Source organism: Pseudomonas sp. H2_A10, from assembly GCF_054680085.1.
Genome location: NZ_CP162821.1, coordinates 1,962,501 through 1,975,486, shown reverse-complemented (window position 1 = coordinate 1,975,486; position 12,986 = coordinate 1,962,501). Strand labels below are relative to the sequence as shown.

Sequence of the window (12,986 nt, the reverse complement as noted above, 5' to 3'; positions counted from 1 at the left end):
ACTCCGCGCCCCATGGAGATCAACAGGTGGGAGCAAGCCCCTCCCACCGCAGACCTCAGCTTGCCTTGGTGGCGGCTTCGTCCTTGATCTCGGCAAAGTCTTCTTCGCGCAGCTCGGGCAACTCTTTGGCGCAGTAAGTGCTGCCCAACTCCTTCAGTGCACCGCACATACCCTCCAGTTTGCCGTCCACCGCTTGCAGGTGGTCAAGCAACTGGCCAATGGCGCGCGCCACGGGGTCGGGCATGTCTTCGCTGACACCGTAGGCGTCGAAGCCGATTTTCTCGGCCATCGCCTTGCGCTTGGCTTCTTGCTCATCGCCTACCTGCGGCTTGACGATGATGCGACCCGGAATCCCCACCACGGTTGCGCCTGGCGGCACAGCCTTGGTGACGACAGCATTGGAACCGACCTTGGCACCGGCCCCCACGGTAAACGGGCCCAGCACCTTGGCGCCCGCCCCCACCACCACGCCGTTTTCCAAAGTCGGGTGGCGCTTGCCTTTGTTCCAAGTGGTGCCGCCCAGGGTCACGCCCTGGTACAACGTCACGTCATCGCCGATTTCCGCCGTCTCGCCAATCACGATCCCCATGCCATGATCAATGAAGAAGCGGCGCCCAACCTTGGCTCCCGGATGAATCTCGATCCCAGTCATCCAACGACCAAAATTCGACACCAGACGTGCCAGCCATTTCCAGCCCATCCCCCACAAGGCACCGGACAGGCGATGAATCCAGATGGCATGCATGCCTGGGTAGCAGGTGAGCACTTCAAAAGCGTTGCGCGCCGCAGGATCACGGTGGAAAACACTTTGGATATCTTCTCGCAAACGCTCGAACATTTTTAATCCTTCCGCTTAAGAAGCTCGCCACGGGCCGCTTTCTGGGTTTCCGTGAGGATGCCACGCAATATATTCATTTCCGCTCGGCTCACCGAGCTGCGCCCGTAAAGGCGACGCAGGCGCGCCATCAAATGCCGTGGCTTTTCCGGGTCGAGGAATTCGATGGCCACCAGGGTTTGCTCCAGGTGCTCGTAGAACCGCTCCAGTTCGTCCATGGTGGCCAGCTCGCCACTTTTGGTCGACGCCACCTCGTCCTTTTCCACTTTGCTCGGCTGCCCCTCGGCAGCCAGCCAAGCCATGCGCACTTCGTAGGTCAACACCTGTACCGCAGCCCCGAGGTTAAGCGAACTGAACTCGGGGTCGGATGGAATGTGCACGTGGTAATGACATCGCTGCAGCTCTTCGTTGGTGAGGCCGGAATCTTCACGACCGAAAACCAAGGCGATTTGCGCACCACCGGCCGCTTCTTCCACCACTTTGGTTCCGCACTCACGCGGATCCAAGAGCGGCCAGGGGATGCGCCGATCACGCGCACTGGTACCAAGCACCAGGTTGCAACCGACCAAGGCATCCTCCAAGGTGGCGACGACCTGGGCTTTTTCAAGCAGGTCATTGGCGCCGGAAGCACGAGCATCAGCTTCATGGTGCGGGAACACACGCGGCTCGACCAACACCAGGCGCGTCAGGCCCATGTTTTTCATGGCTCGCGCCACCCCACCGATATTGCCGGGATGACTGGTATTGACCAAGACGACACGAATGTTTTGCAGCAAGGGAGGCGCTCTCGGACACGGGAAAGGGGAGCAAATCTTACAGAACAGCCTAAGGTTATGCCATGAAAGCTAACGTCGTCCTTCACCTGAAGAAAGTTTCTGCTAGAATGCTCGGCTTTCTTTAACAACCTTAGGTGACACATCCATGCAGCCCATGCTGAATATCGCGCTGCGCGCCGCCCGCAGCGCCAGTGAATTGATCTTCCGCTCCATCGAGCGCCTGGATACCATCAAGGTCGACGAAAAAGACGCCAAGGATTATGTATCCGAGGTAGATCGCGCCGCCGAGCAGAAAATCATCGATGCGCTGCGCAAGGCCTACCCTACCCACGGCATACTCGGTGAAGAAACCGGCCTGCACAAAGGCAGCGGCGAAGGCGAAGACTACCTGTGGATCATCGACCCACTGGACGGCACCACCAACTTCCTGCGCGGCATTCCACACTTTGCGGTGAGCATTGCCTGCAAATACCGTGGCCGCCTGGAGCACGCCGTTGTCCTCGACCCGGTTCGCCAGGAAGAATTCACCGCCAGCCGTGGCCGTGGCGCCCAACTGAATGGTCGCCGCCTGCGCGTCAGCGGTCGTACCAGCCTGGACGGCGCGCTGCTGGGTACCGGCTTCCCGTTCCGTGACGACCAGATGGATAACCTGGAGAACTACCTGGGCATGTTCCGCGCCCTGGTTGGCCAGACCGCCGGCATCCGTCGCGCCGGCGCTGCCAGCCTGGACCTGGCTTATGTTGCTGCCGGTCGTTTTGATGCGTTCTGGGAGTCAGGCCTGTCCGAATGGGACATGGCTGCAGGCGCCCTACTGATCCAAGAAGCTGGCGGCCTGGTGAGCGACTTCACAGGCGGCCACGACTTCCTGGAAAAAGGCCACGTGGTTGCCGGCAACACCAAATGCTTCAAGGCAGTGCTGACAGCGATTCAGCCGCACCTGCCGGCTTCGCTGAAGCGCTAAGCGAACGCGCACAAAAAAGCACCCCTCGGGGTGCTTTTTTTATGCCTGGGGTTTAGCAAGAAACTAAATACCGGCTGCTTCCAAAATCAAATGTGTGAGGAGGCTTACTCCCGATAGCGGTGAATCAGCCAAAAATCCGGTGACTGACACCCTGCTATCGGGAGCAAGCCCCCTCCCACATTCTGGACCGCACAGACCTTTGAATCCGCGCCAGGCCCAGGATTACTGTTGGTTCTGACCCAGGATCAGACGCCCTTCCTTGTCGACCGGAATCTGGCCGCCCGGATCACGATCCATACGCACCGAACCTTCCTTGCCATCCAGGGTGTAACGCACGTCGTAGCCAACAACCTTGTCACTGATGTCGTTCACGGTATTACAGCGAGTTTGCGTGGTGGTGTAGGTATCGCGGTTCTGCATGCCTTCCTGAACCTTGTTACCGGCGTAACCACCACCGACTGCACCGGCCACGGTCGCCAGCTTCTTACCGTTACCGCCACCAATCTGGTTACCCAGTAGGCCACCGGTCAGCGCGCCGACGACGGTACCGGCGATTTGATGCTGGTCCTGCACCGGACGCTGCCGGGTTACCGTGACATCCTTACAGACCTCGCGAGGGGTTTTGATCTGGGTTTTTACCGGCTGCACTGCCAGCACTTGCGCATACTCAGGGCCGCTTTTTACCAGGCTGTAGGTGGCAACAGCACCCCCGGCAGTCACACCGACAGCACCCAATACCGCACCAACCAGTAACGACTTGTTCACGTTGAACCTCCTGACCATCACAAACGGATCGAAAGATCCGCGCTATACCCAGCCTTGGAGCAAAAAAAAAGGCGCGAGTTCAATACTCGCGCCTTCTTTGTAACAGCGTATCAACAACCGCCCATCAAGGGCGGTCGTCGACCTCCTTGTCAGTAGCGGCCGGAGGGATCAAGTCTTCGCTGTTGAGGTTCAACCAGATCAGCACCACGTTCGCGATGTAGATCGACGAGTAGGTACCCGCCAGTACGCCGATGAACAGCGCCAAGGAGAAGCCCCACAGGTTGTCGCCGCCGAAGATCATCAGTGCGGCAATCGCCAGCAGGGTGGAGATCGACGTCGCCATGGTCCGCAACAGGGTCTGGGTGGTGGAGATGTTGATGTTCTCGATCAACGTCGCCTTGCGCAGTACACGGAAGTTTTCGCGAACCCGATCGAACACCACGATGGTGTCGTTGAGGGAGTAACCAATGATGGCCAGTACGGCCGCCAGTACGGTCAGGTCGAAGGTGATCTGAAAGTAGGCCAGGATGCCCACGGTCACGATCACGTCATGGATCAGCGACACAATGGCGCCGACACCGAACTTCCACTGAAACCGGAATGCCAGGTAGATCATGATGCCGACCAGCGCCATCAGCATGCCGAGGCCGCCCTGGTCGCGCAGCTCTTCACCGACTTGCGGGCCGACGAACTCGACGCGCTTGACCGACGCCGGGTTTTCACCGCCGACCTTCTGCAAGGCCTCGGCCACCTGGTGACCCAGCTGCGGGTCTTCGCCAGGCATACGCACCAACAAGTCGGTGGTCGCGCCGAAGCTCTGCACCACAGCTTCGTGGTAACCAGCCTTGACCAGTTCGTTGCGCACCAGGGTAACGTCGGCCGGCTTCTCGTAGGTCAGCTCGATGAGCGTACCGCCGGTGAAGTCCAGACCGTAGTTCAGGCCCTTATGGAACCAGCTGAACAACGCCAGAACGGTAAGGAGCACTGTGGCGCCGAACGCAATGTTGCGAACGCCCATGAAGTTGATTGTACGTAACATGGCAGCCCCTTAAATCCACAACTTCTTGAAGTCACGCCCGCCAAAGATCAGGTTGACCATTGCGCGGGTCACCATGATGGCCGTGAACATCGAGGTAAAGATACCGAGGGACATGGTCACCGCAAAACCTTTGACCGGGCCGGTGCCCATGGCAAAGAGAATCCCGCCGACCAACAGAGTGGTCAGGTTGGAGTCGAGAATCGCGGTAAATGCCCGGCCGAAGCCTTCGTTGATTGCACGCTGCACGGTCATGCCGGCGGCGATCTCTTCACGAATCCGCGAGAAGATCAGGACGTTGGCGTCTACCGCCATACCCATGGTGAGTACGATACCGGCGATACCTGGCAAGGTCAGCGTAGCGCCCAGCAACGACATCAGCGCCAGCAGCATCACCATGTTGCCCGCCAGGGCCACGGTGGCGATGACGCCGAAGAAACGGTAGATGGCGATGATAAACAGCGACACGAACAGCATGCCCCACAGCGCAGCGTCCACGCCCTTGGTGATGTTGTCCGCACCCAGGCTCGGGCCAATGGTGCGCTCTTCAGCGAAGTACATCGGAGCAGCCAGGCCACCGGCACGCAGCAGCAGGGCCAGCTCCGAGGATTCACCCTGACCGTTCAGGCCAGTGATACGGAATTGGGCCCCCAGTGGCGACTGGATGGTCGCCAGGCTGATGATCTTCTTCTCTTCCTTGAAAGTCTGCACCGGAACGTCTTTCTCGACGCCGTTGACGACCTGCTTGGTGTAGGTGGTCACCGGGCGTTGCTCGATGAAGATCACCGCCATGCTGCGACCGACATTGCTGCGCGTGGCGCGGCTCATCAGTTCGCCGCCATGACCATCCAGGCGGATGTTCACTTCAGGGGTACCGTGCTCGCCGAAACCAGCTTTGGCGTCGGTGACCTGGTCGCCCGTGATGATCAAACCGCGCTCGATCAGCGCTGGAGGACGGTTGCCTTCACGGAATTCGAACTCCTCGGACGTCGCGCGGGAAGCACCCGGCTCGGCCGCGAGGCGGAACTCCAGGTTGGCGGTCTTACCCAGGATACGCTTGGCTTCAGCAGTGTCCTGCACACCCGGCAGCTCAACCACAATGCGGTTGGCGCCCTGGCGCTGCACGATAGGCTCGGCTACACCCAGCTCGTTGACGCGGTTACGCACCGTGGTCAAGTTCTGCTTGATGGAGTATTCGCGGATTTCCGCGATCTTGACCGGGCTCATTGCCAGGCGCAGTACAGGCTGACCATTGAGGTCAGCCGGTACGATATCGAAATCATTGAAGTTCTTGCGGATCAGCGTACGGGCCTGTTCGCGGGAAGCTTCGTCGGAGAAGCCCAACTGGATGGCGCCGTTGAGCTGCGGCAGGCTGCGATAGCGCAACTTCTCTTTGCGCAGCAGGCTCTTCACATCGCCTTCATAGACCTTCAGACGTGCGTCGAGCGCTTTGTCCATGTCGACTTCCAGCAGGAAGTGCACACCACCGGACAAGTCCAGGCCCAGCTTCATCGGGTGCGCGCCAATGCTGCGCAGCCATTGTGGCGTGGTCTGTGCAAGGTTCAGCGCTACGACGTAGTCGTCGCCCATGGCCTTGCGCACGACATCTTTTGCCGGCAATTGGTCTTCTTGCTTGGTCAAGCGCAGCAAGCCGCCCTTCGCACCAGCTGCCAATGTTGCCGCTTTAACCTGGATACCCGCGTCGGTCAGAGCCTTGCTCGCGCGTTCCAAGTCAGCCTGAGTGACCTGCAGGGAAGTGCTGGCTCCAGTGATCTGGATAGCCGGGTCATCAGGATAAAGATTGGGAGCGGAATAAATAAAACCGATCGCCAGCACCGCCAGGATCAGTACGTATTTCCACAGAGGGTATTTGTTCAGCATCACGCCGCCCGCTTATAACGCGGGGCGCCTTGCGCGCCCCGTCGATTGGTAAAGGTTGTTACTTAGATCGCTTTGAGCGTGCCTTTTGGCAGCGTGGCGGCGATGGCGCCCTTCTGGAACTTCATTTCTACGGTGTCGGAGACTTCCAGTACAACGAAAGCGTCGGAAACCTTGGTGATCTTGCCGGCGATGCCGCCAGTGGTCACAACTTCGTCACCTTTCTGCAGGCTGCCCAGCAGGTTCTTCTGCTCTTTGGCACGCTTGGCCTGTGGGCGCCAGATCATCAGGTAGAAGATGACCAGGAAGCCGACCAGGAAAATCCACTCGAAACCACCGCCCATAGGGCCGGCAGCAGCAGGCGCAGCGGCGTCGGCCATGGCGTTAGAGATAAAAAAGCTCATTTAGCACTCCAGTTGCAAATAGTGAATCTTAGGGTCGGAAAACTCAGTCCAAGGGCGGCACAGGAAGCCCGCGCTTGGCATAGAAGGCATCGACGAAGGCGGCCAATGTACCCTGTTGAATAGCCTCGCGCAAACCAGCCATCAGGACTTGGTAGTGACGCAAATTGTGGATGGTATTCAACATGCTACCCAGCATTTCTCCGCACTTGTCCAGATGGTGCAGATAAGCACGTGAGAAGTTCTGGCAGGTATAGCAATCACAGGTCGGATCCAGCGGCGAGTCATCATGGCGATGGAACGCGTTACGGATCTTCAGCACGCCTGTATCGATGAACAGATGCCCATTGCGGGCATTACGGGTTGGCATCACGCAATCGAACATGTCCACACCGCGGCGCACACCCTCTACGAGATCTTCAGGTTTGCCAACGCCCATAAGGTAACGAGGTTTGTCAGCCGGCATCAGGCCCGGCAGGTAATCCAACACCTTGATCATTTCGTGCTTGGGCTCACCGACCGACAAGCCGCCGATGGCCAAGCCATCAAAGCCTATCTTGTCGAGGCCTTCGAGCGAGCGCTTGCGCAGGCTTTCGTGCATACCGCCCTGGACGATACCGAACAATGCAGCAGTGTTGTCGCCGTGTGCATTCTTCGAACGCTGGGCCCAACGCAGCGACAACTCCATGGAAATCCGCGCCACGTCCTCGTCAGCCGGGTACGGCGTGCATTCGTCAAAGATCATCACAATGTCGGAACCCAGGTCCCGTTGCACTTGCATCGACTCTTCCGGCCCCATGAATACTTTGGCGCCATCTACCGGCGAGGCGAAGGTCACGCCCTCCTCCTTGATCTTGCGCATGGCGCCCAGGCTGAACACCTGGAAGCCGCCGGAATCGGTGAGGATCGGGCCCTGCCATTTCATGAAGTCGTGCAAGTCGCCGTGCTTCTTGATCACTTCCGTGCCCGGGCGCAGCCACAGGTGGAAGGTATTGCCGAGGATAATTTCGGCGCCGGTGGCGACGATGTCGCGCGGCAGCATGCCTTTTACGGTGCCGTAGGTACCGACCGGCATGAACGCCGGGGTCTCTACAGTGCCGCGCGGGAAGGTCAGGCGACCTCGACGGGCTTTGCCATCAGTTGCGAGCAATTCAAACGACATACGACTCATAGTTGTTCCTCTGGGCCGCGTGGCGCCGGGTTACGGGTGATAAACATCGCATCACCGTAGCTAAAAAAACGGTACCCGTTATCGATGGCGGCCTGGTAGGCGGCCATGGTTTGCGGATAACCGGCAAATGCCGACACCAGCATCAATAGCGTGGATTCCGGCAGATGGAAGTTGGTCACAAGGCAATCGACCACATGGAATGGCCGGCCGGGGAAAATAAAGATATCGGTGTCGCCACTGAACGGTTTTAGCACGCCATCGCGCGCAGCACTTTCCAGGGAGCGCACGCTGGTGGTGCCAACGGCTACCACCCGTCCATTACGTGCCTTGCAGGCAGCGACCGCATCCACAACCGCCTGGCTGACCTCGAGCCATTCGCTGTGCATGTGGTGATCTTCGATGTTCTCCACACGCACCGGCTGAAACGTGCCGGCCCCCACGTGCAGGGTCACATAGGCGGTCTCGACGCCCTTGGCGGCAATCGCATCCAGCAGCGGCTGGTCGAAATGCAGGCCGGCAGTCGGAGCGGCAACCGCCCCGAGGTGGCGGGAGTAAACCGTCTGATAGCGCTCACGGTCCGAGTCTTCGTCAGGACGGTCGATATAAGGAGGCAATGGCATATGGCCTACGCGCTCCAGCAACGGCAATACTTCCTCGGCGAACTTGAGCTCGAACAACGCGTCATGACGCGCCACCATCTCGGCTTCACCACCGCCATTAATGACGATGTTCGAACCCGGCTTCGGTGACTTACTGGAGCGCACATGGGCAAGCACGCGATGGGTGTCCAGAACCCGTTCCACCAGAATTTCCAGCTTGCCGCCGGATGCTTTCTGGCCAAACAGCCGTGCAGGAATCACACGGGTATTGTTGAACACCATCAAATCGCCTGGGCGCAAATGCTCAAGCAAATCAGTGAATTGAAGGTGTGCGAGGGCGCCGCTGACCCCGTCCAGGGTCAGCAGTCGACTGGCGCGACGCTCGGCCAACGGGTGGCGAGCGATCAGCGAATCAGGGAGTTCAAAAGTAAAGTCAGCAACGCGCATGATGGGGTTCGTCTAGCAGGGCCGGGAAGTCTAGCGGAAATAGTGAAAATAGACCATGAAACGTGATTGACCAACGGTAATCTCATCTCTATACTTCGCCGCCATTGAGCCCTGATGGCGGAATTGGTAGACGCGGCGGATTCAAAATCCGTTTTCGAAAGGAGTGGGAGTTCGAGTCTCCCTCGGGGCACCATCTTAAAGAAAGACCTTGAATTTCAAGGTCTTTTTTTTCGTCTGCAGAAAAGTGTCAACCTGCCGGAGAGAGCCTGTAAGGCACCCAGAAAGCAAGCAGCAGCCTCCAGCCCCATGAGGAGCTGTAACGGCGATCAAAACCCCGTGAGGCGCCTTATAGGCCGCTGGTGCCTTATTCGCAAACCATCCACTTGGCGCAACTGTGCAGTGGAGCGTTATCAGCCTTATTAGGGAGGTCGAATCAATATTGTCCAGCGTTCGAAGCTGTAATCCAGAGCTTTGCCGATGACGATCCTTCCGACACAAAATCGCCTTGGGCCATGCCCAGGTATGCAGTGCATTGACCAAGGGCTGAAGCTCGGGATAATTGCGCAAATTTGTCGGTCACTCGCTGGAGAATTTCGTCTGGCTTTTCGAGCGCCCAAAACAAAACCCCATCTGCTTTCGCAAATGGGGTTTCGGAATTTAATCTTGACGATGACCTACTCTCACATGGGGAAACCCCACACTACCATCGGCGATGCATCGTTTCACTACTGAGTTCGGGATGGGATCAGGTGGTTCCAATGCTCTATGGTCGTCAAGAAATTCGGGTACTGACTCGTGACCAGATGGCCTCGCTTCAGCAAATTGGGTATGTGACAGCAGTCGGTGTTTTGTGAGTTACAAACTTTCGGTTCGTTTCGTCTTCACACACCGCAATCTGATGCTCTTTCGAGTAGTCAAATTGCTTGGGTGTTATATGGTCAAGCCTCACGGGCAATTAGTATTGGTTAGCTCAACGCCTCACAGCGCTTACACACCCAACCTATCAACGTCGTAGTCTTCGACGGCCCTTCAGGGAACTCAAGGTTCCAGTGAGATCTCATCTTGAGGCTAGTTTCCCGCTTAGATGCTTTCAGCGGTTATCTATTCCGAACATAGCTACCCGGCAATGCCACTGGCGTGACAACCGGAACACCAGAGGTTCGTCCACTCCGGTCCTCTCGTACTAGGAGCAGCCCCTCTCAAATCTCAAACGTCCACGGCAGATAGGGACCGAACTGTCTCACGACGTTCTAAACCCAGCTCGCGTACCACTTTAAATGGCGAACAGCCATACCCTTGGGACCGGCTTCAGCCCCAGGATGTGATGAGCCGACATCGAGGTGCCAAACACCGCCGTCGATATGAACTCTTGGGCGGTATCAGCCTGTTATCCCCGGAGTACCTTTTATCCGTTGAGCGATGGCCCTTCCATACAGAACCACCGGATCACTAAGACCTACTTTCGTACCTGCTCGACGTGTCTGTCTCGCAGTCAAGCGCGCTTTTGCCTTTATACTCTACGACCGATTTCCGACCGGTCTGAGCGCACCTTCGTACTCCTCCGTTACTCTTTAGGAGGAGACCGCCCCAGTCAAACTACCCACCATACACTGTCCTCGATCCGGATAACGGACCTGAGTTAGAACCTCAAAGTTGCCAGGGTGGTATTTCAAGGTTGGCTCCACGCAGACTGGCGTCCACGCTTCAAAGCCTCCCACCTATCCTACACAAGCAAATTCAAAGTCCAGTGCAAAGCTATAGTAAAGGTTCACGGGGTCTTTCCGTCTAGCCGCGGATACACTGCATCTTCACAGCGATTTCAATTTCACTGAGTCTCGGGTGGAGACAGCGCCGCCATCGTTACGCCATTCGTGCAGGTCGGAACTTACCCGACAAGGAATTTCGCTACCTTAGGACCGTTATAGTTACGGCCGCCGTTTACCGGGGCTTCGATCAAGAGCTTCGCGTTAGCTAACCCCATCAATTAACCTTCCGGCACCGGGCAGGCGTCACACCCTATACGTCCACTTTCGTGTTTGCAGAGTGCTGTGTTTTTAATAAACAGTCGCAGCGGCCTGGTATCTTCGACCGGCATGGGCTTACGGAGCAAGTCCTTCACCCTCACCGGCGCACCTTCTCCCGAAGTTACGGTGCCATTTTGCCTAGTTCCTTCACCCGAGTTCTCTCAAGCGCCTTGGTATTCTCTACCCAACCACCTGTGTCGGTTTGGGGTACGGTTCCTGGTTACCTGAAGCTTAGAAGCTTTTCTTGGAAGCATGGCATCAACCACTTCGCTAACTAAAAGTTAGCTCGTCATCAGCTCTCGGCCTTAGAATCCCGGATTTACCTAAGATTCCAGCCTACCACCTTAAACTTGGACAACCAACGCCAAGCTGGCCTAGCCTTCTCCGTCCCTCCATCGCAATAACCAGAAGTACAGGAATATTAACCTGTTTTCCATCGACTACGCTTTTCAGCCTCGCCTTAGGGACCGACTAACCCTGCGTCGATTAACGTTGCGCAGGAAACCTTGGTCTTTCGGCGTGGGTGTTTTTCACACCCATTGTCGTTACTCATGTCAGCATTCGCACTTCTGATACCTCCAGCAAGCTTCTCAACTCACCTTCACAGGCTTACAGAACGCTCCTCTACCGCATCACTTACGTGATACCCGTAGCTTCGGTGTATGGTTTGAGCCCCGTTACATCTTCCGCGCAGGCCGACTCGACTAGTGAGCTATTACGCTTTCTTTAAAGGGTGGCTGCTTCTAAGCCAACCTCCTAGCTGTCTAAGCCTTCCCACATCGTTTCCCACTTAACCATAACTTTGGGACCTTAGCTGACGGTCTGGGTTGTTTCCCTTTTCACGACGGACGTTAGCACCCGCCGTGTGTCTCCCATGCTCGGCACTTGTAGGTATTCGGAGTTTGCATCGGTTTGGTAAGTCGGGATGACCCCCTAGCCGAAACAGTGCTCTACCCCCTACAGTGATACATGAGGCGCTACCTAAATAGCTTTCGAGGAGAACCAGCTATCTCCGAGCTTGATTAGCCTTTCACTCCGATCCACAGGTCATCCGCTAACTTTTCAACGGTAGTCGGTTCGGTCCTCCAGTTAGTGTTACCCAACCTTCAACCTGCCCATGGATAGATCGCCCGGTTTCGGGTCTATTCCCAGCGACTAGACGCCCTATTAAGACTCGCTTTCGCTACGCCTCCCCTATTCGGTTAAGCTCGCCACTGAAAATAAGTCGCTGACCCATTATACAAAAGGTACGCAGTCACCCAACAAAGTGGGCTCCCACTGCTTGTACGCATACGGTTTCAGGATCTATTTCACTCCCCTCTCCGGGGTTCTTTTCGCCTTTCCCTCACGGTACTAGTTCACTATCGGTCAGTCAGTAGTATTTAGCCTTGGAGGATGGTCCCCCCATATTCAGACAAAGTTTCTCGTGCTCCGTCCTACTCGATTTCATGACTAAGAGATTTTCGCGTACAGGGCTATCACCCACTATGGCCGCACTTTCCAGAGCGTTCCGCTAATCTCAAAGCCACTTAAGGGCTAGTCCCCGTTCGCTCGCCACTACTAAGGGAATCTCGGTTGATTTCTTTTCCTCAGGGTACTTAGATGTTTCAGTTCCCCTGGTTCGCCTCTTGCACCTATGTATTCAGTACAAGATAACCATCTTATGATGGCTGGGTTCCCCCATTCAGACATCTCCGGATCAAAGTCTGTTTGCCGACTCCCCGAAGCTTTTCGCAGGCTACCACGTCTTTCATCGCCTCTGACTGCCAAGGCATCCACCGTATGCGCTTCTTCACTTGACCATATAACCCCAAGCAATCTGGTTATACTGTGAAGACGACATTCGCCGAAAATCTGTAATCACTCACAAATTTTACCTTAGCCTGATCCGTTACCAGTGAAAGTAACGTTCAGTCTATCTTTCTATCACATACCCAAATTTTTAAAGAACGATCTAATCAAAGACTAGAAATCAACATTCACCATCGCTAGGATGGAATGCTCATTTCTAAGCTTTCATACGTCAGAAGCAGTAGTGGTGGAGCCAAACGGGATCGAACCGTTGACCTCCTGCGTGCAAGGCAGGCGCTCTC

General features: G+C 56.5%; 9 protein-coding genes, 2 tRNA genes and 2 rRNA genes (1 of these 13 only partly in view). 2 read left to right on the top strand and 11 right to left on the bottom strand.

Annotated elements, in window-relative coordinates:
* Nucleotides 1-55: 55 nt before the first annotated feature.
* Together cysE and trmJ are read right to left on the bottom strand one after the other, a co-directional pair.
* A complete protein-coding gene (gene cysE / locus AB4O23_RS09080) occupies nt 56-838 on the bottom strand; it encodes a serine O-acetyltransferase (protein ID WP_017530023.1) in 783 nt (260 codons plus the stop codon).
* A gap of 2 nt (nt 839-840) precedes the next feature.
* Nucleotides 841-1,611, bottom strand: coding sequence for a tRNA (cytosine(32)/uridine(32)-2'-O)-methyltransferase TrmJ (gene trmJ / locus AB4O23_RS09075; protein WP_017530024.1), 771 nt, complete (start codon nt 1,609-1,611; stop codon nt 841-843).
* A gap of 145 nt (nt 1,612-1,756) precedes the next feature.
* Between trmJ and suhB the strand changes: the two genes are divergently transcribed.
* Nucleotides 1,757-2,572, top strand: a complete 816-nt coding sequence (gene suhB, locus AB4O23_RS09070) for a type III secretion system regulator SuhB (protein ID WP_003175971.1) — start codon at nt 1,757-1,759, stop codon at nt 2,570-2,572.
* A gap of 222 nt (nt 2,573-2,794) precedes the next feature.
* Here the strand turns inward: suhB and AB4O23_RS09065 are convergent, their stop codons facing one another.
* From AB4O23_RS09065 to queA, 6 genes are all read right to left on the bottom strand, one after another.
* A complete protein-coding gene (locus tag AB4O23_RS09065) occupies nt 2,795-3,337 on the bottom strand; it encodes a glycine zipper 2TM domain-containing protein (protein WP_460062917.1) in 543 nt (180 codons plus the stop codon).
* Nucleotides 3,338-3,461: 124 nt separating this feature from the next.
* Nucleotides 3,462-4,376 (bottom strand): protein translocase subunit SecF, encoded by a 915-nt coding sequence (gene secF, locus AB4O23_RS09060; RefSeq protein WP_017530026.1) that lies wholly within the window; start codon nt 4,374-4,376, stop codon nt 3,462-3,464.
* A gap of 9 nt (nt 4,377-4,385) precedes the next feature.
* A complete protein-coding gene (gene secD / locus AB4O23_RS09055) occupies nt 4,386-6,254 on the bottom strand; it encodes a protein translocase subunit SecD (protein WP_017530027.1) in 1,869 nt (622 codons plus the stop codon).
* A gap of 62 nt (nt 6,255-6,316) precedes the next feature.
* Complete coding sequence (gene yajC / locus AB4O23_RS09050) at nt 6,317-6,655, bottom strand: preprotein translocase subunit YajC (protein ID WP_003175975.1); 339 nt, start codon at nt 6,653-6,655, stop codon at nt 6,317-6,319.
* A 43-nt stretch (nt 6,656-6,698) separates the two neighbouring features.
* Entirely contained in the window at nt 6,699-7,814 is a 1,116-nt protein-coding gene (gene tgt, locus AB4O23_RS09045) for a tRNA guanosine(34) transglycosylase Tgt (RefSeq protein ID WP_032803964.1), read from the bottom strand.
* A gap of 5 nt (nt 7,815-7,819) precedes the next feature.
* On the bottom strand, nt 7,820-8,869 hold the full coding sequence (queA, locus tag AB4O23_RS09040; RefSeq protein WP_017530028.1) for a tRNA preQ1(34) S-adenosylmethionine ribosyltransferase-isomerase QueA: 1,050 nt from the start codon (nt 8,867-8,869) through the stop codon (nt 7,820-7,822).
* A gap of 108 nt (nt 8,870-8,977) precedes the next feature.
* Here queA and AB4O23_RS09035 point away from each other — a divergent pair.
* A tRNA-Leu gene (locus AB4O23_RS09035) sits at nt 8,978-9,062 on the top strand.
* A 468-nt stretch (nt 9,063-9,530) separates the two neighbouring features.
* On the opposite strand, the gene rrf is transcribed toward AB4O23_RS09035, so the two are convergent.
* The 3 genes from rrf to AB4O23_RS09020 form a co-directional block, all read right to left on the bottom strand.
* Nucleotides 9,531-9,646: ribosomal RNA gene (gene rrf, locus AB4O23_RS09030) — 5S ribosomal RNA — on the bottom strand.
* A 157-nt stretch (nt 9,647-9,803) separates the two neighbouring features.
* Nucleotides 9,804-12,695 (bottom strand): 23S ribosomal RNA (locus tag AB4O23_RS09025).
* Between the two features lie 234 nt (nt 12,696-12,929).
* Nucleotides 12,930-12,986 (bottom strand) — tRNA-Ala (locus AB4O23_RS09020); it runs 19 nt beyond the window's last position.

What these genes read in the sequence shown, in the direction of transcription:
- secF (WP_017530026.1), bottom strand. Translation starts at nt 4,376, where the DNA reads ATGTTACGTACAATCAACTTCATGGGCGTTCGCAACATTGCGTTCGGC.
- secD (WP_017530027.1), bottom strand. Translation starts at nt 6,254, where the DNA reads ATGCTGAACAAATACCCTCTGTGGAAATACGTACTGATCCTGGCGGTG.
- yajC (WP_003175975.1), bottom strand. Translation starts at nt 6,655, where the DNA reads ATGAGCTTTTTTATCTCTAACGCCATGGCCGACGCCGCTGCGCCTGCT.
- queA (WP_017530028.1), bottom strand. Translation starts at nt 8,869, where the DNA reads ATGCGCGTTGCTGACTTTACTTTTGAACTCCCTGATTCGCTGATCGCT.
- tgt (WP_032803964.1), bottom strand. Translation starts at nt 7,814, where the DNA reads ATGTCGTTTGAATTGCTCGCAACTGATGGCAAAGCCCGTCGAGGTCGC.
- suhB (WP_003175971.1), top strand. Translation starts at nt 1,757, where the DNA reads ATGCAGCCCATGCTGAATATCGCGCTGCGCGCCGCCCGCAGCGCCAGT.
- cysE (WP_017530023.1), bottom strand. Translation starts at nt 838, where the DNA reads ATGTTCGAGCGTTTGCGAGAAGATATCCAAAGTGTTTTCCACCGTGAT.